We start from the raw sequence: 23,266 nt of genomic DNA, 5'->3' as shown, positions 1-23,266 counted from the left end.
AATGAGCGGATTCGAAAACTTCTGGGCCATTTACGGCAACCTGGTGCTCACGCTGGGCACCAACGCGTTGCTGGCCCTCTCCATCTGGCTGACCCTGGCCTGCGGCATGCTGGCCATGGCCAACGCTGCCTTCATGGGCATCGGGGCGTACACCGCCGCGCTGCTCACCATGAACTACGACGCGCCGTTCACGGTCGCGCTGGCCGGCGGCATGGCGGCGCCCGCCCTGGTGGCGGCGTTGATCGGTCTGCCGACCTTGCGCTTGTCGGGGGTCTACCTGGCCATGGCCACGCTGGGCTTTGGCGAAGTCGTCCGTGTGACGATCCTGAACACCGAGTCCCTCACCGGCGGTGCGCTGGGCCTTAACGGCATCCCGCAACTGACGCAGTGGTGGCACGTGGTGCTGGCGGTCGTCATCGTCCTGTTTGTGCTGTGGCGTGTCCGCGCCTCCAAGATCGGACGCTCGTTCGACGCCATTCGCGGCGACGAAACGGCGGCCGGCCTGATGGGCATCGACGTGCGCGCCAACAAGATGCTGGCCTTCGTGGCCGGCGCGATGATCGCGGGCCTGGCCGGCGCCTTGAATGCGCACCTGACCTTCTTCATCGGCCCCAACGAATACGGCTTTGATCGTGGCGTTGAAATCCTGACCATGGCGATCCTGGGCGGCATCGGCGGCTTGGCCGGTCCCGTGCTGGGCAGCTTCATCATTACCGTGCTGCCCGAATTGCTGCGCGGTTTTGCGGATCTGCGCCTGATCGCGAACGGAGTGATCCTGGTGGTGATTGTGTTGTTCCTGCCGCAAGGCATCTGGGATCCGGCGCGCTTCAAGCGCTGGATGCGTCAAGGTCGCCAAGGAGGCAAGCGCCATGCTTGAGCTTTCCTCCGTCTCCAAGAGCTTCGGCGGCCTGCATGTGCTGCATGACGTCAGCCTGTCCGTGCCCCAAGGGTCCATCTTCGGCCTGATCGGCCCGAACGGCGCCGGCAAGACCACGGTGTTCAACCTGATCACCGGGCTGCTGCCGCCCAGCGGCGGCACCATCACGTTCAACGGCGAAAGCGTCCTGAACAGGAAGCCGCACGCGATCACTCGCATGGGCATCGCCCGCACCTTCCAGAACATCCGTCTTTTCAAGGAAATGACGCTGCTGGAAAACGTGGTGGTGGGCGCCTATCGCCACATGAACTACGGCTTTCCCAGCCTGCTGCTTGGCCTGCCGGGCTACCGCGAGCACGAAAAGCGCGCCCGCGAACGCGCCCACGAGCTCCTGACCTGGATGCGCCTGGACCACAAGGCCAACGACCTGGCCGACAACCTGTCCTACGGCGAACAGCGCCGCCTGGAGCTGGCGCGCGCGCTGGCCACCGAGCCCAAGCTGCTGCTGCTGGACGAACCCGTGGCGGGCATGAACACCGGCGAACGCGCCGAGCTCATGCGCGAAATCCTGGCCATCCGCGACCGCGGCTACACCATCCTCATGATCGAGCACGACATGCGCTTCGTCATGGGGTTGTGCGAGCGCATCGCAGTGCTCAACTTCGGCAAGATCATCGCCTGCGGCGGACCTGAAGAGATCCGCAACAACGAGCAGGTCATCGAGGCCTACCTGGGCCGCGAAGACGAAGACGACACCGAACAAGCGGAGGCCGCAAAATGAGCAGCGCCATGCTGGAAGTCCGCGGACTCGAGGTCAACTACGGCCACATCGAGGCTGTCCGCGGCATCGACCTGGACCTGGAAGCCAAGGAAATCACCGCCCTGGTCGGCGCCAACGGCGCCGGCAAGTCGACCACGCTGCTGGCGTTGTCGGGCCTGTTGCCCAAGGCGCGCGGCAAGATCCTCTTCGAAGGCGAAGACATCACCAACCTGGCGCCGCACCAGTTGGTCGCGCGCGGCATCGTCCAGGTGCCGGAAGGCCGCGCCATCCTCACCACCATGACCGTGCTGGAAAACCTCGAGCTGGGCGCCTACCGCCGCGGCTTGAAGAACGTCGGCAACGATCTGGAATACGTGTTCAACCTGTTTCCGCGCCTGAAAGAACGCATCACAGGCATCGCCGGCAATCTGTCGGGCGGCGAACAGCAGATGCTGGCGATCGGCCGGGCCTTGATGGCCAAGCCGCGCCTGTTGCTGCTGGACGAACCGTCGATGGGCCTGGCGCCCATCGTGGTGCAGGAAATCTTCCGATCGCTGCGCGCCATCAATGCCGACGGCCTGACCCTGTTCCTGGTGGAGCAGAACGTGCGCCAGGCGCTGAAGATCGCCCAGCACGGCTATGTGCTGGAAAACGGCGCCATGGCGCTGGCCGGCACCGGTCGCGGCCTGCTCGGCCACCCGCGCGTGCTGGAAGCCTACCTGGGCGCCTGATCGGCCCAACAGGGAAGAGGGGCATGAAACGGGGCCGGTAGGGCTCCTCTCATGTCCCTTTTTATTTATGCAACAGCCGTTCCCTGGGGAGCGGCCGTCGCCCAGCTTGGATTGCTGCCCGCCTGCCCACTTTTTGAGCATCCGTGGTAGAATTTCAGGCTTTCCCTCATTTTGACCATTGCACGGGCGGGTAATAACGCTTAGGCGGGACGTCGATAGCGGTTGCGGTGGGCAAGGTTCACGCCTTGTTTTTTTGCAGCCTAGTTGGGGAAAAAAGCCTGGCCGGATAGTCCAGCCAGATACCATTTTTATCTAGGAACCATCATGAAGACCTTTGTGGCCAAGCCGCATGAAGTCCAACGTGACTGGTTTGTGATCGACGCCAAGGGCAAAGTCCTCGGTCGTGTGGCCAGCGAAGTCGCACGTCGTCTGCGTGGCAAGCACAAACCTGAATTCACGCCGCACGTTGATACCGGCGATTACATCGTCATCATCAACGCTTCCGATATCGTCGTTACCGGTACCAAGGCGAAGGACAAGAAGTACTTCCGCCACACCACGTACCCGGGCGGTATCCGCGAAACGAACTTCGAGAAAATGCAAGAGCGTTTTCCCGGTCGCGCCATTCAGAAGGCCGTCAAGGGCATGCTGCCCAAGGGTCCTCTGGGCTACGCCATGATCAAGAAGCTGAAGGTCTATGCTGGTGCCGAGCACCCGCACACCGCCCAGCAGCCCAAGACGCTGGATATCTAAGGAAACGCCATGATCGGTAACTGGAATTACGGAACCGGCCGTCGCAAAACTTCGGTGGCTCGCGTTTTCATCAAGAAGGGCACCGGCAAGATCGTCGTCAACGGCAAGCCCGTCGACGAGTTCTTCGCTCGTGAAACCGGCCGCATGGTCGTGCGCCAGCCGCTGGAACTGACCGGCCACCTGGAATCGTTTGACATCAAAGTCAACGTGCACGGCGGCGGCGAAACCGGCCAGGCCGGCGCAGTTCGTCACGGCATCACGCGTGCCCTGATCGACTACGACGCGACCCTGAAGCCCGCACTGTCGCAAGCTGGTTTTGTGACCCGCGATGCCCGCGAAGTCGAACGCAAGAAGGTCGGCTTCCGCAAGGCACGTCGTCGCAAGCAGTTCAGCAAGCGTTAATCGCTGCGAAAAAAGCCCGCTTTCGAGCGGGCTTTTTTTTATGGTGTTGTCCCGTGGGACCCCCGCGGTAAGAATTGCGCCTCTCTCAGAGTTATACAATCTAGCCTCGACCCAGGAAGAGCACACATCATGGCCCAAGCATCGAACACCCGTATCAAGGTTGGCATCGTCGGCGGCACCGGTTATACCGGCGTCGAACTGCTGCGTTTGTTGTCGCAACATCCCGACGTGGAACTGACCGCCATCACCTCCCGCAAGGAAGACGGGCTGCCAGTGGCCGACATGTATCCGAACCTGCGCGGCCGCGTGAAGATCGCGTTTTCCTCGCCGGAAAAAGCCACGCTGACCGATTGCGACGTGGTGTTCTTCGCCACGCCCCACGGCGTGGCCATGGCCCAGGCGCAGGAACTCATCGCCGCCGGCACCCGTGTCATCGACCTGGCCGCCGACTTCCGCCTGCAGGACATCCCCACGTTCGAGCGCTGGTACAAGATTCCCCACACCTGCCCGGACATCCTGGCCGAATCCCAGTACGGCCTGGTCGAACTGAACCGCGAAGCCATCTCCAAGGCCCGCGTCATCGGCAACCCTGGCTGCTACCCCACCACCGTGCTGCTCGGGCTGGCCCCGCTGCTCGAAGGCGGCAAGCAACTGGTCGATGCGCAAACCCTGATCGCCGATTGCAAGTCGGGCGTGTCGGGCGCCGGCCGCAAAGCCGAAGTCAGCTCGCTGTTCTCTGAAGCGTCCGACAACTTCAAGGCCTATGGCGTGGCCGGCCACCGCCACCATCCCGAAATCGTCGCCCAGCTCGAGAAGATCGCTGGCGGCAAGGTCGGCCTGACTTTCGTGCCGCATCTGGTGCCGATGATCCGCGGCATGTTCTCGACCATCTACGCCCGCATCCTGCCCGAAGCACGCGACACCGACTTCCAGGCGCTGTTCGAAGCACGCTACGCCGACGAAGCCTTCGTCGACGTCATGCCTGCCGGCAGCCTGCCCGAAACGCGCTCGGTGCGCGCCTCGAACAACCTGCGCATTGCGCTGTCGCGCCCGGGCGGCGGCGACCAGCTCATCATCATGGTCGTGCAGGACAACCTGGTGAAGGGCGCGGCCGGCCAGGCCGTGCAGAACATGAACCTGATGTTCGGCATCGCCGAAACCACGGGCCTGGACCAGGTCGCGATCCTGCCGTAATGCCTTGCCGGGCCAGCGGCTAGCCGCCGGCCCGCTTCCCATGTCCAACGAAACGTCCGCAACACCTCGACCTTCCCGCGCCGGTTCCGGCCTGCGCGTGGCTGCCGGTATCGTGGCGGGTGTCGTGCTGGGGCTGGCGGCGGGCTATTTCTACGCCCGCGGCGTGTACCAACCCAAGGATGCGGTGGTGCTCAGCGCCGAGCAGGTCGAAGCGCGCGACGAGGCCATGCGCCAGCAGGCGGTGCAATTGCGCTACATCCGTGGCCAGCTCGATACTGCGGATGGCGAACTGGTCATCGAACGTTCCGCCCGCCAGGAACTCGAAACCCAGCTGCATGCCGCCCAGGCCGAAGTCGGCCGGGTGCGCGATCAACTGGCTTTTTACGAACAACTGCTGCCCCCCGGCCCCGAGGGCTCGGTGGATATCCGCGGCGCCCAGATCGAGCGCGACGGCGCCGGCCTGCGCTACAAGGTGCTGCTGATGCGCAGCGGCCGCAATGGCGCGGCCGCGTTTGCCGGCACGTTGCGCTTCCAGGCCACCGGCACGCTCAAGGGCGAAACCGTCACGGTGGATCTGGCCCCCATGCAGGTCAGGGCCGAAAGCGGCCCGGTGCCCGCCACTGGCGAAACCACCACGGCGGCGTCGCTGGCGCTGCAATTCGACCAGTACCAGCGCAGCCAGGGCGTCCTGGCCGTGCCCGAGGGATTTGTCCCCGAAAGCGTCACCATCAGCGTCCTCGAAGGCGACACCGTCCGCGCCTCGCGCAGCGTCAAGCTTGAACTTTGAGTCTGGGCAGGGCCTGCGCTATAGTGGATGTATACGAGCGGCGACGCCGCTCACCGGAATACGGCCGAACCGGCCAGGAGTGAATCATGAATGCAGTGACCGAAACCGTCGACCTGCAGGCTGCCCCGCCTGCTCCCCTGGTGTTCACCGACTCGGCAGCCGCCAAGGTCAAGGACCTGCTGGCCGAGGAAGGCAACCCCGAACTGAAGCTGCGCGTCTTCGTGCAGGGCGGGGGCTGTTCGGGTTTCCAGTACGGTTTCACGTTTGACGAAGTCGTCAACGAAGACGACACCGTGCTGGACAAGGCCGGCGTGCAATTGCTGGTCGACCCGATGAGCTTCCAGTACCTGGTTGGCGCCGAGATCGACTACAAGGAAGACCTGGAAGGCGCTCAGTTCGTCATCCGCAACCCTAACGCCAGCACCACCTGCGGCTGCGGTTCGTCGTTCTCGGTGTAAGCCGATAGCGATCGCGTCAGGTTCGCTTGGGCGGGCCGCCGCGGTGCCAGGTGCGTGCGCCTGAGCGACAAAAAAAGCCCTTCGGCATGCCGAAGGGCTTTTTGTTTGGGCCGGTTGTCCGGGTGGCCTGATTTCAGGCCGGGTACCGCGCGCCCAGGATGCGCGGGCCGCGAGCGCCCGTGACCTCGGGCACGCCCGCCGGCCTGCCCGTCAGGAACGCCTGCGCCAGCCACGCAAAGGCCAGGGCTTCGACCTGCTGCGCCGGCACGCCCAGGGCGTCGGTGGCGTGCACCGGGCGCTGCAGGCAATACGCCAGCTCACGCATCAGCCCCGCGTTGTACGCGCCGCCGCCGCACACGTAGACTTCGCGCGTATCGGCAGCGGCCGCATCGATGGCGTTGGCAACGGTGCGCGCCGTCAGGCGTTGCAGGGTCGCCTGCACGTCTTGCGGGGCAGGGGCTGGGCCATCGTAGGCCGCCAGCCGGTCGTCCAGCCAGCGCAGGTTGAAGAGGTCGCGGCCGGTCGACTTGGGCGGCGGCAGCGCGAACCAGGGTTCGCTGGCAATCAGTTGTTCGAGCAGCGGCGCCAGCACCTGGCCGGTGGCGGCCCAGCGGCCATCCTTGTCGTAGGGCTGGCCCAGGTGGCGTTGGCACCAGGCGTCCAGGAACACGTTGGCGGGGCCTGTATCGAAGCCGCGGGGCGGCTGGCCCGGCGTCAGCAGGGTCACGTTGGCGATGCCGCCCAGGTTCAGCACGGCGCGGCCCTGCGGGGCGCCGAAGATGGCGGCATGGAACGGCGGCACCAACGGCGCGCCCTGGCCGCCCGCGGCCACGTCGCGGCTGCGGAAGTCGGCGATCACGTCGATGCCGGTCAGTTCGGCCAGGAGGGCGGGCGCATTCAATTGCAGCGTATAGCCGTGGTCGGGCCGATGGCGCACGGTCTGTCCATGGGCGCCGACGGCGGCGATATCCTGCGCTTGCAGGCCCGTCTGGGCGAGCAGGTCGGCCACGGCCTGCGCATACAGGCGGGCCAGTTCGTTGGCGGCCAACGCGGCGCGGGCCAGTTCGTCATCGCCGGGCGCGTTCAGCGCCAGCAGTTCGACGCGCAGGGCAGCCGGCATCGGCAGGCTGGCGCTGGCCAGCACCTGCGGCGGCTGGCCGTCCGGCAGGCGAACCAGCACGCCATCGACGCCATCGACACTGGTGCCCGACATGAGTCCAATGTAGGAACGCGCGTTTGGAGATGCAGTCATGAGTAGATCCGCCTAAGTAAAAAGCGGCCCGGCATCGAGATGCGCGGGCCGCCTTGCGGGTGCGTCATGCAGACGGGCTGCTTAGCGGCTGGCCACGTTGGTCAGCGCGTCGGGCAGGGTCTGCTGGAATTCGGTCAGCAACTGGATCTGCTGCTTGTACGGACCCACGGCCTGGTTGAACGCGCGGATTTCGGCGGGTTCGAGGGCGCGGGCAACAGGCAGGTCCACCGACAGCGGGTCGATGGGCTGGTTGTCGACGCGGAATTCGTAGTGCAGGTGCGGGCCGGTGGCCCAGCCGGTGGCGCCGACGTAACCCAGCAACTGGCCCTGGGAAATCTTGGCGCCCTTGGTGATGCCTTCGGCGATGCGGCTCTGGTGCGCGTACAGCGTCGAGTACTTGCCGTAGTGCTTGACGATGACCACGTTGCCGTAGCCGTTCTGCCAGCCCGAGAATTCCACCGTGCCATCCGCCGTGGAGTGGATCGGCGTGCCCGAGGGGGCCGCGTAGTCCACGCCCTTGTGTCCCGTCCAGGTCTTGTGGATGGGGTGCATGCGCATGCCGAAGGTGGAACTGATGCGGCTGAACTTCAGGGCGGTGCGCAGGAACGCGCCGCGCAGGCTGGTGCCGTCGAAGTCGTAGTACGAGCCCGTCTTGTTGTCGGCGCTGAACCAGACGGCGGTGTGGGTCTTGCCGCCGTTGATGAATTCCAGGGCCAGCACGCGGCCGGCGCCCGCGTAGCGGCCGTCGTGCGAGCGCACTTCGTAGACCACGCGGAACTGGTCGCCCTGGCGCAGGTCGCGCAGGAAGTCGATCTTGGAGCTGAGGATGTCGGCCATCTGCATGGTGACCGAATCCGGAATACCGGCAGCATCGGTGGCGCCGAACAGCGACGAACGGATCGTGCCCACGGCGACGCGGGTCTGGCGATCGGTGCTTTCGGTGACTTCCTCGGCCTTGTAGCCGTCGCCGGTGCGTGCCACGTGCAGCATGCGAGTGACGACCTGGCCGTCAGCTTCGTTGCCGGGGGTGTGGATGTAGCGCAGCCAGATCAGGTTGCCTTCCGCGTCGGTCGCGGCCTGCACGGAACGGCCCGGGTACAGCTTGTAGATGCTGCGCGCGCTGGCGTCGTGGGTCAGGAAGGTTTGCAGGTCGGGCGAATCGAGTTCCAGGCGTTGCAGCACGGCGGCCAGCGTGTCGCCCGCGCGGATGCGGGTTTCGCTGATGTACGGCGCGGCGCTGGGCGTGCTGACTTCAACCTGTTCGGTGGTCAGCGGCAGAACGCTCTGGATGATGCGGGACGGGGGGATTTCGCTGCGGTCGGGTTGCTGCACCATGCCCAGGGCGGCGGCGCCGGCAAACAAGCCGATGGCGGTGACAAGGAGAGTGCGGCGGAAAAGTCCCGAGCGGTGAGGCTTGGGCTCGACGGGCGCAAACACGGCAGCAACTTTGCGCTTGATGCTACTCGCCAGGTCGTGGAGGCCACGATTCATCGTGAAGATACCCTCTCAGGTGGCTTGAGCTCGCAGGGTGCGTGACACGAACGGCCCCCGCGCGCCACGTTTTCCGGGGCAAGGGCTGGCGCGGGGCGCAACTTGTGAACAAACGGGTGGTAGACCGGACAGCAACTGCGTATATATGACAGTTGCGTATGATTAGGGCGGTATCCTAGCTGATTCGGCTAGAATTTTCGATAGTTTTCGTCACTTTTTACACCTTTTTATCGGCTAAAGCCGTCGCGGCCCCCCAAAAAATGTCTCCCTCCGAAGCCCCCATCACCCCCGAAGTCGAAGCCGATCTGCGTATTGCCAAACGCGGATGCGATGAGCTGCTGGTCGAATCAGAATTCGCCCGCAAGCTGGCCCGAAGCCGCGCCACCGGCGTGCCGCTGCGCATCAAGCTGGGGCTGGACCCGACGGCGCCGGACATCCACCTGGGCCACACCGTGGTGCTCAATAAGATGCGCCAGCTGCAGGACCTGGGCCACGAAGTCATTTTCCTGATCGGCGACTTCACCTCGACCATCGGTGACCCCAGCGGCCGCAACAGCACCCGTCCGCCCCTGACCCGCGAGCAGATCGAGGCCAACGCCAAGACCTATTATGCGCAGGCCAGCCTGGTGCTGGATCCGGCCCGCACCGAGATCCGTTACAACTCCGAGTGGTGCGATCCGCTGGGTGCGCGCGGCATGATCCAACTGGCTTCGCGCTATACGGTGGCCCGCATGATGGAGCGCGAGGATTTCACCAAGCGCTTCAAGGGCGGCATCCCGATCTCGGTGCACGAATTCCTGTATCCGCTGATGCAGGGCTATGACTCGGTGGCGCTGAAGTCCGATCTGGAGCTGGGGGGCACCGATCAGAAGTTCAACCTGCTGGTCGGCCGCGAGCTGCAGAAGGAATATGGGCAAGAGCCGCAGTGCATCCTGACGATGCCGCTGCTGGTGGGCACCGACGGCGTAGAGAAGATGTCCAAGTCCAAGGGCAATTACATCGGCATTTCGGAGTCGCCCGATTCGATGTTCGGCAAGCTGATGTCGATCAACGATACGTTGATGTGGCGCTATTTCGAACTACTGTCGTTCCGCTCGCTGGAGGAGATCGCCGCGCTCAAGCAATCGATCGACGACGGTCGCAATCCGCGCGACGCCAAGGTCATGCTGGCCCAGGAAATCATCACGCGCTTCCATTCGGCCAAGGCGGCCGACGACGCGCTGGCCGCCTTCGAGGCGCGTTTCCGTGACGGCGCGATTCCGGAAGACATGCCCGAAGTCAGCATGGGCGGGGCGCCGGTGGGCATCCTGAAGCTGCTGCGCGAAGCCGGGCTGGTTGTGTCGGGCTCGGAAGCGCAGCGCAACGTCGAGCAGGGCGGGGTACGCGTCAATGGCGACCGCGTGGAAGACAAGTCGCTGCAACTGCCCGCGGGCACCTACGTCGTTCAGGTGGGCAAGCGCAAATTCGCGCGTGTAACCGTGAACCCGTAGGCGTGAAGGGTTGTGAACCCGTGATCTCGCAGTTTTTGATACGCTGGAGGCACGGTCAGGGGCAGGGACGCCTTTGCGGCACTTCAAGGAGCACGACATGAAACTTTCGAGTTTGTCTTTTTCCGATCACGAGTCGATCCCGGAGCGCTACGCCTTCGGCAAGATCGATGCGCAATCGCACGTCGCGCTGGCAGACAACTACAACCCGCAGTTTTCCTGGGACGACGTGCCCGCGGGGACGCAGTCGTTTGCCCTGATCTGCCACGATCCGGACGTGCCCTCCAAACCCGACGACGTCAACCAGGAAGGCCGCGAGGTTCCCGCGGACCTGCCGCGCGTGGATTTCTTCCACTGGGTGCTGGTGGACCTGTCCGCCGACATGCGCGACATCGAAGAGGGCGCCTTTTCCAACGGCATCACGCCACGCGGCAAGGGTGGCCCGCTGGCACCGCTGGAGGCCCGCCAGGGCATCAACTCGTATTCGTCCTGGTTCGCCAACGACCACGACATGAGCGGCGACTACTTCGGCTACGACGGCCCGTGCCCGCCCTGGAACGACGCGCTGGTGCACCGCTATGTGTTCACGCTGTATGCGCTGGATGTCCCGACGCTGAACCTGCAGGGCGCCTTCACGGGTGAAGACGCCCTGCGCGCCATCCAGAAGCACGTGCTGGGCCAGGCGTCTGTGACGGGGACCTACACCCTCAATCCGAAGCTGGCGCCCAAGCAGATCGGGGCGACCTCGGCGTCCTGATCGCGACGCCTGGGTAAAAAAGGGCCACATTAAATGTGGCCCTTTTTATTGGCGGCGACGGCGCAGTGTCCATCAGCCGGTCGCGCGTTTCAGGCGCAGCAGCGCCACGCCGAAGGCGACGAACACCGAACCCACGGCGCGATTGATCCACAGCACGGCGCGCGGTTGCTGGAACAGGCGGCGGGCCCGCCGCGCCAGAAGGCCGTACGCCAGCAGCGAGGGCAGCGACATGCCCATGAAGATGCCGGTCAGGATGAAGAACTGCGGCAAGAGCGGCTCGGCGGCATTCAGGAATTGCGGGAACAGCGCGGTGAAGAACAGGATGGGCTTGGGGTTCAGGCTGGCCACGAAGGTGGCTTCGAGGTAGAGCGCCCAGGCGCCGCGGGGCGGGCGCCCCTGGGCGTCGGGCGGGGGCGCTGCCACGCTGCTGCGGCCCAGCAGATGGCGCAGGCCCAGGTAGATCAGGTAGGCGGCGCCGGCGATCTTGAGCGCCGCGAACAGCAGCGCCGACGATTGCAGCACCACGCCCAGGCCCAGCATGGCGGCGGCCGACAGCAGGAACAGGCCGGTGACGTTGCCCAACGACGACGGCAGCACCGCGCGCAGGCCGCCGGCGGCGCCGTTGCGCATGGCCAGGATGCTGGCGGGGCCGGGGGTGACGACGCTGACGGCGGCGACCAGGGTGTAGGCGATCAAGGTCTGGGTTTGCATGAAAGTTTCTCAAGTCGGGTTGAGCGCGTTTTCCGGCGGTGGGGGGATGTCGGAAATTTCGCGCCCATGCCGGGAATTTTGCCGCCATTCGGGGCATTTTGGCGACAAGGGAATCGAGATGACGCGGTAAACTATTCGTCATTATCCGGGTTTACCCACCCGGGGCGCAGTTTCCTCCTCTCTTACCCGCTTCAGGAACCTCCCGTCATGTTTGACCGCAACCTCACCCTCTCCAAGGCTGACCCGGACGTCTGGGCCGCCATCCAGAAGGAAGACGTACGCCAAGAGCAGCACATCGAGCTGATCGCTTCGGAGAACTACGCCAGCCCGGCCGTCATGGAAGCCCAGGGCACGCAGCTCACGAACAAGTACGCCGAAGGCTATCCGGGCAAGCGCTACTACGGCGGTTGCGAATACGTCGACGTGGTCGAGCAACTGGCCATCGACCGCCTGAAGCAGATTTTCGGCGCCGAAGCCGCCAACGTGCAGCCCAACTCGGGTTCGCAGGCCAACCAGGGCGTGTACATGGCCGTCCTGAAGCCAGGCGACACCGTGCTGGGCATGAGCCTGGCCGAAGGCGGCCACCTGACCCACGGCGCGTCGGTCAACGCCTCGGGCAAGCTGTACAACTTCATCTCGTACGGCCTGGACGAAAACGAAGTCCTGAACTACGCCCAGGTCGAGCAACTGGCCCGCGAACACAAGCCCAAGCTGATCGTGGCTGGCGCTTCGGCCTACGCCCTGCACATCGATTTCGAGCGCATGGCCCGCATCGCCCATGAGAACGGCGCGCTGTTCATGGTCGACATCGCCCACTACGCCGGCCTGGTGGCGGGCGGCGCCTACCCGAACCCGGTGCCCCACGCCGACTTCGTTACTTCGACCACGCACAAGTCGCTGCGCGGCCCGCGCGGCGGCGTCATCATGATGAAGGCCGAATACGAAAAGATCGTCAACTCGGCGATCTTCCCCGGCATCCAGGGCGGTCCGCTGATGCACGTCATCGCCGGCAAGGCCGTGGCCTTCAAGGAAGCGCTGGAACCCGAATTCAAGACCTACGCGCAGCAAGTGGTCAAGAACGCCAAGGTGCTGGCCGACACGCTGGTCAAGCGTGGCCTGCGCATCGTGTCTGGCCGTACCGAAAGCCACGTCATGCTGGTGGACCTGCGCGCCAAGGGCATCACGGGCAAGGAAGCCGAAGCCGTGCTGGGCCAGGCCCACATCACGGTCAACAAGAACGCCATCCCGAACGATCCGGAAAAGCCTTTCGTGACCAGCGGCATCCGCCTGGGCACCCCGGCCATGACCACCCGCGGTTTCACCGAAGCCGAAGCGGAACTGACCGCCAACCTGATCGCCGACGTGCTGGACAACCCGCGTGACGAGGCCAACATCACCGCCGTGCGCGCCCGCGTCAACGAACTGACCTCGCGCCTGCCGGTCTACGGCAAGAAGTAAAACGGCGCTGTGGCGGCGTCAGCCGCCCGGCCCGCGCAAAGGACGGCTCCGCAAGGGGCCGTCCTTTTGTTTGTTTCATCGTTACAATGTCGACGAATTATTGCCTTTCCGTGTTTTCAGGGATCACACATGCGGTGTCCATTTTGCGGCAATTCCGAAACGCAGGTCGTCGACAGCCGTGTCTCGGAAGAGGGCGACGCCATCCGCCGCCGGCGCCGCTGCCAGTCCTGTGACAAGCGATTCACCACGTACGAACGGGTGGAGCTTGCCATGCCGTCGGTCGTCAAGCGCAACGGCAGCCGTAGCGAATACGACCCGGCCAAGCTGCGCGCCAGCCTGAGCCTGGCGCTGCGCAAGCGGCCGGTCAGCACCGAAGACGTGGACGGGGCCGTGGCCCGCATCGAAGAACAATTGCTGGCCAGCGGCTTGCGTGAAGTGCCCACCGAACACATCGGCGAACTGGTCATGACCGAACTGCGCAAGCTCGACAAGGTGGCCTACGTGCGGTTCGCGTCGGTCTACAAGAGCTTCGAGGACATCGGCGAATTCGTCGAGGCCATCCGCGAAATGCAGGGGCCGCTGCTGCCGGGCAAGCTGCGCAAGGAATGACGGCGCGCGCCGTCTATTGAGGTTCCGCCCGCGCCATGCTTGGCGTTTGCGGCTGGAACCGGCGCCATACGCGGCGCAGATGCTGGGCCGAACCAAAGCCCGATTTTTCCGCCACCAATTCCAGGTTCAAGCGCGTTTCGCGCAGCATGTCACGCGCCAGCGCGACGCGGATCTGATACAGATAGTCCATTGGCGTGCAGCCCGCGTGCTCGCGGAACAGCCGCGTGAGATGCCGCGCGCTGGTGTGGGCCTGCTCGGCCAGCGATTGCGCCGACCAGTCCGCGGCCGGATTGCGCACCACGGCGTCCTGCACGCGGTGCACGCCGGGATGCATGTGATTGCGGTGTTCCAGCCACGGCGACAGCGCCGAATCGGTGCCCGCGCGGCGCTGGTAGACCACCATGTCGCGCGCCACCTCGCTGGCCACGCGCGGCCCGCAATGCCGCGACACCATGTGCAGCGCCAGGTCGATGCCGGCGGTGATGCCGGCGCTGCTGACCAGGTTGCCGTCTTCGACGAAGATGCGGTTGTCGTGCAGCCGGGCGGTGGGATCCATGGCGGCAAGCTGCGCCAGGCAGCTGTGGTGCGTGGTGCAATCGCGCTGGCGGGTCAGGCCGGCCGCGGCGGCGAACAGCGCGCCGGCGCAGACGGTCATCAGCGTGAAGCCGTCCGCCGGATGCCGTACCGCAAGCCAGTCGATGATGCGGCGCGCCTCGGGTTCGTCCAGGCGGGTGGGTTTGCCGACCACGCCCGAGACGATCACCAGGGCTTCGGGCGGCAGGCTGTCGGGCAGCGGCTGGATGCGCGCCAGGTGCAGGCCGGGAATGCCGCTTTCGATTTCCGTGGACGGGCCGCAGAAATGCTGCGTGAACGCGTCGGGACACAGCTTGTTGGCGACCCGAAAGGCCTCGGCCGGACCCGCCACGTCCAGCAGCACGATGCCCCGGGGCAGTACGAAGTGCACGGGAATCATCGCAGCTCTTGTCCGAAGGCGCCCGATCAGGCGCTGGCGAAGGCGTCGGCCGCGCGCGCGATGCGGGCAAAGCGCCCTTGCAGCACGAGTTCGGTGCGGTCGCGGATTTCCGCGGGGGTGTAGTGCTGGCCCGACGGGCTTTGCATGGCGAAGGTCAGCGTGGCGTCGGTCGGGAACACGACTTTGTAGCCGGCGTCGCTGGCGTGCCGGGTGGTGGTTTCGCAGCACTGTTCGGTGCGGATGCCGCTGACGATCACGCCTTCGATGCTGTTCGCGGCCAGCCAGTCCTGCAGGGCCGAGCCGTCGGCGCCCTTGGCATACAGCGACGAATGCACCGTCTTGTGGAACACGGCATCGGGCGAAATGCGGATTTCGTCCAGCGTCTTGACGTGGCCGGAAGCCAGGGAAAACGGGTTGGCCGGGTCGTTGGCGGCGCTGATGTGGAACACCTGCAGCACCGGAATGCCGCGCGCCACGGCCGAATCGATCAGGCCCTGGAGTTGCGAGACGAATGCCGGGTATTCGGATTCGTCCCAAAACGGACGTTGCCGGAAGGAATCCTGGACGTCGATGACTATCAGTGCTTGTTTCATGGTTCCGGGCTCCGTGCCGTGGAATTTCAGGGGGGTATGGCAGGCATTGTCGCCCCGGTGAGCCCCCTGGGCGAGGCCGCTCCAGACCAGCGTCGGCCCAAAACGGACATGCTGAAATGCCCCTTTTGAGGATCATAGCGCGGCAGAGCGCGGGGTGTTCGCCGACCGGCCGCCCTGGGTGCTTGCGGCGGGCGGCGGACATACAATCGCAGGCATGACGCACCCCTACGACTCCGACGACCTTACCTGGATGCGGCGCGCCCTGGCGCTGGCGCAAACCGTCATGTACACCACGGCTCCCAATCCGCGGGTGGGCTGCGTGATCGTGCGCGATGGCCGGGTGCTGGGCGAAGGCGCGACCCAGCCGCCGGGCGGCCCGCACGCCGAGGTCGGCGCGCTGCGCGATGCGCAGGCGCGCGGCGAGTCGGTGGCCGGCGCCACGGTGTATGTCACGCTGGAGCCGTGCAGCCATTTCGGCCGCACGCCGCCTTGCGTGGACGCCTTGCTGGCCGCCAGGCCGGCGCGGGTGGTGGTGGCGTTGGGCGACCCCAATCCCCTGGTCAATGGCCGCGGCCTGGCGCGGTTGCGCGAGGCCGGCATTGCCGTCACCACCGGCGTTTGCCGCGACGAGGCGCTGGCCATCAACGCGGGTTTCATGTCGCGGATGAGTCGCGGGCTGCCCTGGGCCTGGCTGAAGATGGCCACGTCGCTGGACGGCCGCAGCGCGTTGCATAACGGCGTGTCGCAGTGGATCACCGGCCCCGAGGCGCGCGCCGACGGACACCACTGGCGTGCGCGCAGCTGCGTGGTCCTGACCGGCATCGGCACCGTACTGAAAGACGACCCGCAATTGACCGTGCGCAGCGTGGCCACACCGCGCCAGCCGCGCCGGGCGGTGGTCGACGGCCGCTTCGAGCTGCCGGAAGACGCGCGCCTGATCGATGGCGGCGAGGTCATTGTGTTCACCGCCCGCGCCGATGCCGCCAAAGCCGCGCGGTTGGCGGCCAGGAATGTGCGGGTGGTCGAGCTGCCTGGACAGGAACCCGACCGGGTCGACCTGCCGGCGATGATGCGCTGGTTCGCTGCCGAGCAGTTCAACGAAGTCCATGTCGAGGCGGGCGCCGGCTTGAGCGGCGCATTGGTGGCGGCCGGTTGCATCGACGAACTGCTGGTCTACCTGGCGCCGATGCTGCTGGGTGACGCCGCCGGCCTGGTCAAGCTGCCGCTGCTGGAGCGGCTGGAGGCCGCCCCGCACTACGAATTCATCGACGCCGAGCGCCTGGGCGCCGACCTGCGCGTGCGCGCGCGGGTGGCGGATCACTGGCGCGAGCTGATGCGCCGGGTCGAACTGCCGACGCTGTCCTAGGGGCCGCGTCCGAGCGATCTTCTTTCCGAGCGCCCTTCTTTCGAGCGCTCTTCTTTACTAGCAGCCCCGCTTTTAAGCAGACCCCGCTCAGGCTTTGCTGCCTCGCGGCCGCCAGGCCCAGATGCCCGCGCCCAGCGCCGCCAACACCAGCAGGCCGCCGGCCAGGAGCAGCCCCGGATGCTGATGGCGCACGCGTTCCCAGGCCTTCCAGGCCTGGATATAGTGAAAGCGCGAGGCGGATTGGAAGTCCGGCTCGGGGCATTCACGGCCGAAGGTGTCGCTGAAGGGCACCTGGGCGCCCTGGTCCACATAGCGCAGGTAGATGGCGGTGGCGCGATCCGGCGTGTCGTCGATGACGTAGCGCGCGCCGCGGCACAGCACGGCGGCGAAGGCCTGCGAGCGGGTCGGCAACTGGTCGGCAGCCTTCAGCGCGTAGTCAGCGGCGATCTGGCGATAGTGGTAGCGCACGTCGGGCTTGGCTTCGCTGGCGGCGTAGCGCACCCGTTCTTCCTGCGTCACGAACGGGCCGGGCAGGTCGGCTTCGGCGCGTTGCAATGGCGTATCGAGCGGCTGGCCGGCGTTGGCGCGGGCCTCGCGCCACCACGGATTGGCTTCACGGCCGGCGCCGGCTGCGTAGCTGCCGTCGTACACGGCGTAATCGGGGCCCTGTTCGTAACCCATGATCCGCATGCCGTCGCGACGCGCCAAGGTGGCGGCGGCGTACCAGGCCTGCGCGCGCGAGGTGCGGCCCCAGGCGTTGCCGGCAGCCAGCAACGCATCGCCGTACTCGGCGGCGCGCTGGCGCACGTTGGATTCCACGATCTTCCAGTCGCCATCCTGGTAGGCCAGGGACGCGAAGCGCGGGTCGGCGTCGGCCGGGAAATAGGGCAGCGCTTCGTCCACCCGGCCCTCGCGCACCAGCCTGCGCGCCAGCAATTGGCGCAGGCGGTCGTGCACGGGCGGCTGGTGCAGGCGGCTCCATTCGTAGAACTGGTCGGTGGTGTAGCGGCTGAAACCGGGCGGTCGCGATGGCGGCGGCGAGGCCGGGGCCTGGCGGTCGACATAGGCCTTGAGTTCGTCCGTGGTCAGCACGCGTTCGGCCACGTAGGCGGCGTCGTTCCAGTACGGCGACAGGGGCCAGCCTTCGTCGGGCGGCGCTTCGCCGTCGCGATGGGCGGCGGCGCGATAGAGCTGGTCCAGCGCTTCGACATATTGGCCGCGCGACAAGGACAACACGCCTTGTTCCGCCTTCAGCAGCGCGCCCGCGTTGGCTTCCAGGCTGCCGTCCGCACGCGGAAATGCCGCCAGGGCCTGCGTGTAGGCGTGCGCGGCGCGTTCGGTGTCGCCCTGGCGCACGCCCAGCTTGGCGCGCACCCACCAGGCCAGCGCCGTATCGAGCCGCTCGGCCAGCGCCTGCGCCAGGTCGTAGCGGCCCACGCGATACGCCAGCGCGGCCACCCGGTCGGCATCGGCGATGTGCTGCGGGTCCTGCGTCTGCAAGGCGGCCACCAGCGATTGCAGCGCGGGATTGGGGGTGAGGTCGGGCCGGCCGGTGGCGGCATCGGCCAGCCCAAGTCGGCCGGTCGCGTCGAAGGTGGCCCAGACATCGTTGGCGCTGTCCGGGTTGCCGTCGACGATGTCGCCCACGCGGGCCAGCCCGTAGGCCACCAGCAGGCGCTGGCCGATCGGGTCGTCGATCAGGCGCGCGGCGCGGCCGGGGGCGGTCAACGCCCAGTTGGCGAGCAGGCGCAGCGATGCGAGGCCGCTGCCGGAACCGCGGGCGGCCTGGTCGGCGTACAGGCGTACGGCAAGTTTCAGGTCGGCGGGCGCGATGGCGTCCATGCAGGCCGTGGCGTTGACCAGATCGTCGTACGTGCAAGGGCCTTGGGCGCCGGTCAGGTACAGGCGGGCTTGCTGGCCGTAGCTGGCCACCGCCAGGCCCAGCGGATCGGCGTCGCCGCGCAGCGCCAGCGCGCGAACGCGGACGTAGGCCTCGGCGTCTTGGGCGCGCCAGGCGTGTGCATCGTGGCTGGCTTCGTGCGAATGCTCGTCGGGCGGGTCGTACGCGGCTTGCGCGTCTCCCATTTCCGCCAGCAGATAGGCGGCCCAGACGCTGCGCGTCGCGGCCTGCGCCGGCGGCAACCCCAATATAGAGAGTAGGCGTTTGCGCGCGCGGTCCCGGCGCATGTCGCCCTGGCCTTGCGGCGCCGTCCGGTAGTCCACCGCGGCCGCGACATACAGGCGCACCGCTTCCGGCAGGCCCGCGCCGGCGGCGTAGGCCTGATCGCCGTCGGGTTGGGCGCGCATGGCGCGGATCTGGTCGCGTTGCGCCGGGCTCAGCGCCGGATCGAAATCTTCCGGCGTGGCGTCGGACCGGTAGGTGCCGTCGGGCAGCAGCGCCGATTCGCTGGCGCGCAGCGCGTCGGTGGCCGGCGTCAGCCGCGCGGCCTCGTAGGCGAAGGAATTGGCGGGCGTGCCTTGCAGGGTGCCGGCGCGATCATCCAGCAGTTGCGGCGGGAATTCCGGGCCGCAGGCGATGACGATGCCCGCGCCCGCGGCGCAGGCCAACACCAGCACGGCAGCAAGCGATTTACGGTTGTACATGAAGGCTCGGGGTTGCGGATTCACAGCGTATCCATCCAATGGCGCGCTCGGCGCCGGCACGCAAAAGCCCATCTTGCGCGCGGCGAAGATACAGGCCCTGGCGGTCGTATTCAAGGGTGTAGCCGTTGATGCCATCCGCCGTGCGGCAGGCAGCATCGATCCGGATGGCAAACGGCAGCGGCGCATCGCTGTTGCCGCGGTTGGCCAGCAGCACGTTGCGCGCGCCGCCGGGGCCCGCGGTTTGCACCGCGACGGCCACATCGGCGTTCAAGGGCTGGCGCGCAAGCACGGCGCGCCAGGTCGGCAGGCTCCAGGCGCGCGTGTCGGCGGATGTCGGCAAGCGGAACCAGACGATGCCCGCCAGGCCCGCAGGCCGGTCACGGTCCAGCGCGGCGACAAACGCCGCCATGTCGGCCGGAGCGACCAGCAGTTCGGCCGAGCGGCCCCCGGGCATCAGCGCGGGGCGCTCGCTTTCGACGGTGGCGATGCGGCCGTTGTCGTCCCAGGCGACGCGGCTGCCGTAAGTGGGCAGCGCCACACGCCACGGCCGGCTGGTCTGGCGCGCGTAGGCATCCAGCCAGGCGTGCGCGCGCTTGGCGTTGAACAGCCCCAGCGCGGGATCCTGCACGGCATGGACCTGCAGCACGGTTTCGTCGGGCACGGCCAGCAGCGCGGCCAGCGCGGGGCTGTTCAGCCAGGTGGGCAAGGCGGTGATCGACAGCGCCACGCCAGGTGCCAGCCGGCGCTTCAGGTCGGTCAGCATGGCGGTGTAGGCGGGCAGCTGCGAGGTGGCGCAGTCGTAGTCGATTTCAAGTGCGGCGGGGGTAACGCCGGCATTGCGCCATGCCGCCAGCGTGGCGGTGGCGCGCGCGATGATGTCGTCGGGCCGCAGCGCGCCAACGCGGCCATCCAGCCGCAGCACCGCCACCACCGGCCGCTGGGTTGCGGCCAGCGCCGCGAGATCGGGCGCGGCATCGAACCAGACGCCGTCGGCGCGCATTTCCGCCGCCAGCACGCGCCAGGACCGCACGGATTCGGCGCCATCGGCCAGCGCGCCGGTCACGGCCGGTGTCCAGCGCCGTTGCCACACGTAAGCATCATTGGGAAGCGCACCGCCCGCTTGCTTGGTACCGGCAGGTTCGCAGCCGGTCAGGAGAAGCAGGCCGCAAAGCACCGCAAGCCAGGGCCGGCGCCGTCGGGCGTTGGCGATGCGAAACCCCGACATGGCGGGTCGCGAACGGTGCGGCATGATGCGGTTGAAGGCGTTGAAAAGAGAGCGCGGGCGGGAAATGATGGATGCGTGATTCTATCCTTGATGCCGCAAGGGGTATTAGCACTCTCGCCATGCGGCTGCCAACGAAGGGCTGCGATAGCCGCAATCCATCGCCCGCATAGCGTTTACCGGTGCGGCTTGCAGCCGAATCGCAGCAAGTTTGGGAGCGATTTGCACGTGAACGGCGTTCGCGTTCTCCCTAACATTTTCTGCTGCGTTTTTTTGCGCATCGGTGCAAATGAATTGCCACAAAATCGTCAAATCGGCTTAAGCTAAGACCATGACTTGGCGCTACGCGCGCATGGCTTGCTCCACCGCCCGCAACGCGCCCTCGTCACCACGGATTCCAGTGTCGCGTACCGGCGCTTTCAACAACCGGACCGACACGTCGCTGAACCAGGCCGCACATTGCGCCGTTCAGACCGTTCGCTGCCATCGTTCAGCGAACGCACCGGGCCTTACGCCCGGATCATAAGAATCCACCGGGATATCGCTCATCCCTTCAAATCATTGCTGACCATTTCATATGCGGCCGCATCATGCGCCCGTTCTACAGCGATATGCTGAAGGCGTACGAGTGAACTTATTCACGTTAGTTGCAATCCCTGACGGAACTTGTGTCCGAAGGGTGCAGCCTAAACGGAAAGGGCCCGATCGTGCTCTTGGTTGATGTGTGGCGAAAGCAACATACGACCGTGCCGAAAATGCTTATGGCGAGATTATCTAGTCACGCGTAAGCACAGAGGCACACAATGGGGACACGTAGGGACGTCATGGCTTTTTCGCGTGTTGTAGGAGGTTTCCGTGCAAAACATCGTCGAAGGCTTCAAGTCGCAGTATGCAAGAGAGCAGGAGTCAGAGCTTTCCCTTGAGGAATATCTGAACCTCGCCAAACGCGATCCGATGGCATACGCCAGCCCCGCTGAGCGCATGCTGGCCGCGATTGGCGAACCTGAAATCGTGGATACGCGCAACGACCCACGTCTTTCCCGTTTGTTTTCCAACCGGACCATCCGGCGCTATCCAGCGTTTCAGGAGTTCTACGGCATGGAGGACGTCATCGGGCAGATCGTGGCGTTCTTCAAGCACGCCGCGCAGGGACTGGAAGAGCGCAAGCAAATCCTCTATCTGCTGGGGCCTGTGGGCGGCGGCAAGTCGTCCATTGCAGAACGCCTGAAGGTCCTGATGGAGAGCTATCCCATCTACGCGCTCAAGGGTTCGCCCGTGAACGAGTCGCCGCTGGGCCTGTTCCATCCGGAACGCTTCGGCGACACGCTCGAAAAGGAATACGGCATTCCGCGCCGCTACCTCACGGGCATCATGTCGCCGTGGGCGGTCAAGCGCCTGAAGGAATTCGACGGCGACATCTCGCAGTTCCGCGTGGTGCGCCTGAATCCTTCGGTGCTGCGCCAGGTGGCCATCGCCAAGACCGAACCGGGCGACGAGAACAACCAGGACATTTCGTCGCTGGTGGGCAAGGTCGATATCCGCAAGCTCGACCGCCACTCGCAGGACGATCCGGACGCCTACAGCTATTCCGGCGGCCTGTGCCTGGCCAACCAGGGGCTGCTCGAGTTCGTCGAGATGTTCAAGGCGCCGATCAAGATGCTGCATCCGCTGCTCACGGCCACCCAGGAAGGCAACTTCAAGGGCACCGAGGGGTTCTCGGCGATTCCGTTCAACGGCAGCATCCTGGCCCACTCGAACGAGTCGGAATGGCAGACCTTCCGCAACAACAAGCACAACGAGGCTTTCCTTGACCGTATCTATATCGTCAAGGTGCCTTACTGCCTGCAGGTGTCGGAGGAAGTCCGCATCTACGAAAAGCTGCTGCATCACAGCTCGCTGTCCAAGGCGCCGTGCGCGCCCGGAACGCTGGACATGATGGCGCAGTTCTCGGTGCTGACCCGCCTGAAGGAACCCGAGAATTCCAGCATCTATTCCAAGCTGCGCGTCTACGACGGCGAAAGCCTGAAGGACGTCGACCCCAAGGCCAAGGCGTTGCAGGAATACAAGGACTACGCCGGTACCGACGAAGGCATGAACGGGGTGTCCACGCGTTTCGCGTACAAGATCCTGTCCAGCGTCTTCAACTACGACCAGACCGAAGTTGCCGCCAACCCGGTGCACTTGATGTACGTGCTCGAGCAGCGCATCGGCCGCGAGGACTACCCCGAGGAAATCCGCCGCCGCTACCTGGAGTTCATCAAGGGCTTCCTGGCGCCGCGCTACGCGGAATTCATCGGCAAGGAAATCCAGACCGCCTATCTCGAGTCATACTCCGAGTATGGCCAGAACATCTTTGACCGCTACGTCACGTTTGCCGACTGCTGGATCCAGGACGAGGAATTCCGCGACCCGGAAACCGGCGAAAGCTTCGACCGCAGCGCCTTGAACGATGAACTGGAAAAGATCGAGAAGCCGGCCGGCATCGCCAACCCGAAGGACTTCCGCAACGAGATCGTGAACTTCGTGCTGCGAGCGCGCGCCAACAACAACGGCCGCAACCCGACCTGGACCAGCTATGAAAAGCTGCGCGAAGTGATCGAGAAGAAGATGTTCTCGAACACGGAAGACTTGCTGCCGGTGATTTCGTTCAACGCCAAGGCCTCGGCCGAGGACAAGTCGAAGCACCAGAGCTTTGTCGACCGGATGGTGGAAAAGGGCTACACGGAAAAGCAGGTCAGGCTGCTGTGCGAGTGGTACCTCCGCGTGAGGAAGTCTTCCTGA

General features: G+C 65.7%; 21 protein-coding genes. 14 read left to right on the top strand and 7 right to left on the bottom strand.

What is annotated here, in order from left to right:
- Position 1 precedes the first annotated feature (1 nt).
- The 8 genes from U858_RS0113030 to erpA all read left to right on the top strand — a co-directional run bounded on the left by U858_RS0113030 (position 2) and on the right by erpA (position 5,962).
- Positions 2–877: a branched-chain amino acid ABC transporter permease gene (locus U858_RS0113030; RefSeq protein WP_025137593.1), complete on the top strand. Its 876-nt coding sequence runs from the start codon at positions 2–4 to the stop codon at positions 875–877.
- Positions 870–1,658 (top strand): ABC transporter ATP-binding protein, encoded by a 789-nt coding sequence (locus tag U858_RS0113025; RefSeq protein ID WP_025137592.1) that lies wholly within the window; start codon positions 870–872, stop codon positions 1,656–1,658. Before U858_RS0113030 ends, U858_RS0113025 begins: the two co-directional genes overlap by 8 nt.
- On the top strand, positions 1,655–2,368 hold the full coding sequence (locus U858_RS0113020; RefSeq protein WP_025137591.1) for an ABC transporter ATP-binding protein: 714 nt from the start codon (positions 1,655–1,657) through the stop codon (positions 2,366–2,368). Before U858_RS0113025 ends, U858_RS0113020 begins: the two co-directional genes overlap by 4 nt.
- A gap of 324 nt (positions 2,369–2,692) precedes the next feature.
- Complete coding sequence (gene rplM, locus U858_RS0113015; protein WP_006217309.1) at positions 2,693–3,121, top strand: 50S ribosomal protein L13; 429 nt, start codon at positions 2,693–2,695, stop codon at positions 3,119–3,121.
- A 9-nt stretch (positions 3,122–3,130) separates the two neighbouring features.
- Positions 3,131–3,523, top strand: a complete 393-nt coding sequence (gene rpsI, locus U858_RS0113010; protein ID WP_006388641.1) for a 30S ribosomal protein S9 — start codon at positions 3,131–3,133, stop codon at positions 3,521–3,523.
- Between the two features lie 129 nt (positions 3,524–3,652).
- Positions 3,653–4,717 (top strand): N-acetyl-gamma-glutamyl-phosphate reductase, encoded by a 1,065-nt coding sequence (argC, locus tag U858_RS0113005; protein WP_025137590.1) that lies wholly within the window; start codon positions 3,653–3,655, stop codon positions 4,715–4,717.
- A gap of 40 nt (positions 4,718–4,757) precedes the next feature.
- Entirely contained in the window at positions 4,758–5,504 is a 747-nt protein-coding gene (locus tag U858_RS0113000) for a DUF6776 family protein (protein ID WP_025137589.1), read from the top strand.
- Positions 5,505–5,590: 86 nt separating this feature from the next.
- Positions 5,591–5,962 (top strand): iron-sulfur cluster insertion protein ErpA, encoded by a 372-nt coding sequence (gene erpA, locus U858_RS0112995; RefSeq protein ID WP_006388644.1) that lies wholly within the window; start codon positions 5,591–5,593, stop codon positions 5,960–5,962.
- A gap of 133 nt (positions 5,963–6,095) precedes the next feature.
- Here the strand turns inward: erpA and U858_RS0112990 are convergent, their stop codons facing one another.
- Both U858_RS0112990 and U858_RS0112985 read right to left on the bottom strand, forming a co-directional pair.
- Positions 6,096–7,214, bottom strand: coding sequence for an anhydro-N-acetylmuramic acid kinase (locus U858_RS0112990; RefSeq protein ID WP_025137588.1), 1,119 nt, complete (start codon positions 7,212–7,214; stop codon positions 6,096–6,098).
- 81 nt (positions 7,215–7,295) lie between these two features.
- Entirely contained in the window at positions 7,296–8,705 is a 1,410-nt protein-coding gene (locus U858_RS0112985) for a peptidoglycan DD-metalloendopeptidase family protein (protein ID WP_025137587.1), read from the bottom strand.
- Positions 8,706–8,965: 260 nt separating this feature from the next.
- Between U858_RS0112985 and tyrS the strand changes: the two genes are divergently transcribed.
- Both tyrS and U858_RS0112975 read left to right on the top strand, forming a co-directional pair.
- Positions 8,966–10,195, top strand: coding sequence for a tyrosine--tRNA ligase (gene tyrS / locus U858_RS0112980; RefSeq protein ID WP_025137586.1), 1,230 nt, complete (start codon positions 8,966–8,968; stop codon positions 10,193–10,195).
- A gap of 97 nt (positions 10,196–10,292) precedes the next feature.
- A complete protein-coding gene (locus U858_RS0112975) occupies positions 10,293–10,949 on the top strand; it encodes a YbhB/YbcL family Raf kinase inhibitor-like protein (protein WP_025137585.1) in 657 nt (218 codons plus the stop codon).
- Between the two features lie 72 nt (positions 10,950–11,021).
- Here the strand turns inward: U858_RS0112975 and U858_RS0112970 are convergent, their stop codons facing one another.
- Positions 11,022–11,660 carry a LysE family translocator gene (locus U858_RS0112970; RefSeq protein ID WP_025137584.1) on the bottom strand — a complete coding sequence of 213 codons (639 nt, stop codon included), beginning with the start codon at positions 11,658–11,660 and terminating at the stop codon, positions 11,022–11,024.
- A gap of 207 nt (positions 11,661–11,867) precedes the next feature.
- Here U858_RS0112970 and glyA point away from each other — a divergent pair, with 207 nt between their 5' ends.
- Both glyA and nrdR read left to right on the top strand, forming a co-directional pair.
- Positions 11,868–13,118 carry a serine hydroxymethyltransferase gene (gene glyA / locus U858_RS0112965; protein WP_025137583.1) on the top strand — a complete coding sequence of 417 codons (1,251 nt, stop codon included), beginning with the start codon at positions 11,868–11,870 and terminating at the stop codon, positions 13,116–13,118.
- 129 nt (positions 13,119–13,247) lie between these two features.
- Positions 13,248–13,727 carry a transcriptional regulator NrdR gene (gene nrdR / locus U858_RS0112960; protein WP_025137582.1) on the top strand — a complete coding sequence of 160 codons (480 nt, stop codon included), beginning with the start codon at positions 13,248–13,250 and terminating at the stop codon, positions 13,725–13,727.
- A 13-nt stretch (positions 13,728–13,740) separates the two neighbouring features.
- Here nrdR and U858_RS0112955 read toward each other — a convergent pair whose 3' ends face one another.
- On the bottom strand, positions 13,741–14,700 hold the full coding sequence (locus U858_RS0112955; RefSeq protein WP_025137581.1) for a GlxA family transcriptional regulator: 960 nt from the start codon (positions 14,698–14,700) through the stop codon (positions 13,741–13,743).
- Between the two features lie 26 nt (positions 14,701–14,726).
- Positions 14,727–15,293, bottom strand: coding sequence for a cysteine hydrolase family protein (locus U858_RS0112950; protein ID WP_025137580.1), 567 nt, complete (start codon positions 15,291–15,293; stop codon positions 14,727–14,729).
- A 214-nt stretch (positions 15,294–15,507) separates the two neighbouring features.
- Here U858_RS0112950 and ribD point away from each other — a divergent pair, with 214 nt between their 5' ends.
- Positions 15,508–16,659 carry a bifunctional diaminohydroxyphosphoribosylaminopyrimidine deaminase/5-amino-6-(5-phosphoribosylamino)uracil reductase RibD gene (gene ribD / locus U858_RS0112945; RefSeq protein ID WP_025137579.1) on the top strand — a complete coding sequence of 384 codons (1,152 nt, stop codon included), beginning with the start codon at positions 15,508–15,510 and terminating at the stop codon, positions 16,657–16,659.
- Positions 16,660–16,746: 87 nt separating this feature from the next.
- Here the strand turns inward: ribD and U858_RS0112940 are convergent, their stop codons facing one another.
- Together U858_RS0112940 and U858_RS0112935 are read right to left on the bottom strand one after the other, a co-directional pair.
- Complete coding sequence (locus U858_RS0112940) at positions 16,747–19,263, bottom strand: hypothetical protein (protein ID WP_025137578.1); 2,517 nt, start codon at positions 19,261–19,263, stop codon at positions 16,747–16,749.
- Complete coding sequence (locus tag U858_RS0112935) at positions 19,250–20,512, bottom strand: DUF3142 domain-containing protein (RefSeq protein ID WP_025137577.1); 1,263 nt, start codon at positions 20,510–20,512, stop codon at positions 19,250–19,252. The genes U858_RS0112940 and U858_RS0112935 overlap by 14 nt, the downstream gene beginning before the upstream one ends.
- Positions 20,513–21,349: 837 nt before the next feature.
- Between U858_RS0112935 and U858_RS0112930 the strand changes: the two genes are divergently transcribed.
- Positions 21,350–23,266, top strand: a complete 1,917-nt coding sequence (locus U858_RS0112930; protein WP_369797668.1) for a PrkA family serine protein kinase — start codon at positions 21,350–21,352, stop codon at positions 23,264–23,266.

It is taken from the genome of Achromobacter sp. DH1f, assembly GCF_000633435.1.
GTDB classification, from domain to species: domain Bacteria; phylum Pseudomonadota; class Gammaproteobacteria; order Burkholderiales; family Burkholderiaceae_B; genus Achromobacter; species Achromobacter deleyi.
Note: the sequence above shows the minus strand (reverse complement) of the source record. Positions and strands in the feature narration are given on the sequence as shown.

What these genes read in the sequence shown, in the direction of transcription:
- U858_RS0112940 (WP_025137578.1), bottom strand. Translation starts at nt 19,263, where the DNA reads ATGTACAACCGTAAATCGCTTGCTGCCGTGCTGGTGTTGGCCTGCGCC.
- U858_RS0112955 (WP_025137581.1), bottom strand. Translation starts at nt 14,700, where the DNA reads ATGATTCCCGTGCACTTCGTACTGCCCCGGGGCATCGTGCTGCTGGAC.
- U858_RS0113020 (WP_025137591.1), top strand. Translation starts at nt 1,655, where the DNA reads ATGAGCAGCGCCATGCTGGAAGTCCGCGGACTCGAGGTCAACTACGGC.
- rpsI (WP_006388641.1), top strand. Translation starts at nt 3,131, where the DNA reads ATGATCGGTAACTGGAATTACGGAACCGGCCGTCGCAAAACTTCGGTG.
- rplM (WP_006217309.1), top strand. Translation starts at nt 2,693, where the DNA reads ATGAAGACCTTTGTGGCCAAGCCGCATGAAGTCCAACGTGACTGGTTT.
- U858_RS0112990 (WP_025137588.1), bottom strand. Translation starts at nt 7,214, where the DNA reads ATGACTGCATCTCCAAACGCGCGTTCCTACATTGGACTCATGTCGGGC.
- U858_RS0112975 (WP_025137585.1), top strand. Translation starts at nt 10,293, where the DNA reads ATGAAACTTTCGAGTTTGTCTTTTTCCGATCACGAGTCGATCCCGGAG.
- U858_RS0112985 (WP_025137587.1), bottom strand. Translation starts at nt 8,705, where the DNA reads ATGAATCGTGGCCTCCACGACCTGGCGAGTAGCATCAAGCGCAAAGTT.
- U858_RS0113025 (WP_025137592.1), top strand. Translation starts at nt 870, where the DNA reads ATGCTTGAGCTTTCCTCCGTCTCCAAGAGCTTCGGCGGCCTGCATGTG.
- argC (WP_025137590.1), top strand. Translation starts at nt 3,653, where the DNA reads ATGGCCCAAGCATCGAACACCCGTATCAAGGTTGGCATCGTCGGCGGC.
- nrdR (WP_025137582.1), top strand. Translation starts at nt 13,248, where the DNA reads ATGCGGTGTCCATTTTGCGGCAATTCCGAAACGCAGGTCGTCGACAGC.
- erpA (WP_006388644.1), top strand. Translation starts at nt 5,591, where the DNA reads ATGAATGCAGTGACCGAAACCGTCGACCTGCAGGCTGCCCCGCCTGCT.
- tyrS (WP_025137586.1), top strand. Translation starts at nt 8,966, where the DNA reads ATGTCTCCCTCCGAAGCCCCCATCACCCCCGAAGTCGAAGCCGATCTG.
- glyA (WP_025137583.1), top strand. Translation starts at nt 11,868, where the DNA reads ATGTTTGACCGCAACCTCACCCTCTCCAAGGCTGACCCGGACGTCTGG.
- U858_RS0112935 (WP_025137577.1), bottom strand. Translation starts at nt 20,512, where the DNA reads ATGCCGCACCGTTCGCGACCCGCCATGTCGGGGTTTCGCATCGCCAAC.
- U858_RS0113000 (WP_025137589.1), top strand. Translation starts at nt 4,758, where the DNA reads ATGTCCAACGAAACGTCCGCAACACCTCGACCTTCCCGCGCCGGTTCC.
- ribD (WP_025137579.1), top strand. Translation starts at nt 15,508, where the DNA reads ATGACGCACCCCTACGACTCCGACGACCTTACCTGGATGCGGCGCGCC.
- U858_RS0112970 (WP_025137584.1), bottom strand. Translation starts at nt 11,660, where the DNA reads ATGCAAACCCAGACCTTGATCGCCTACACCCTGGTCGCCGCCGTCAGC.
- U858_RS0113030 (WP_025137593.1), top strand. Translation starts at nt 2, where the DNA reads ATGAGCGGATTCGAAAACTTCTGGGCCATTTACGGCAACCTGGTGCTC.
- U858_RS0112950 (WP_025137580.1), bottom strand. Translation starts at nt 15,293, where the DNA reads ATGAAACAAGCACTGATAGTCATCGACGTCCAGGATTCCTTCCGGCAA.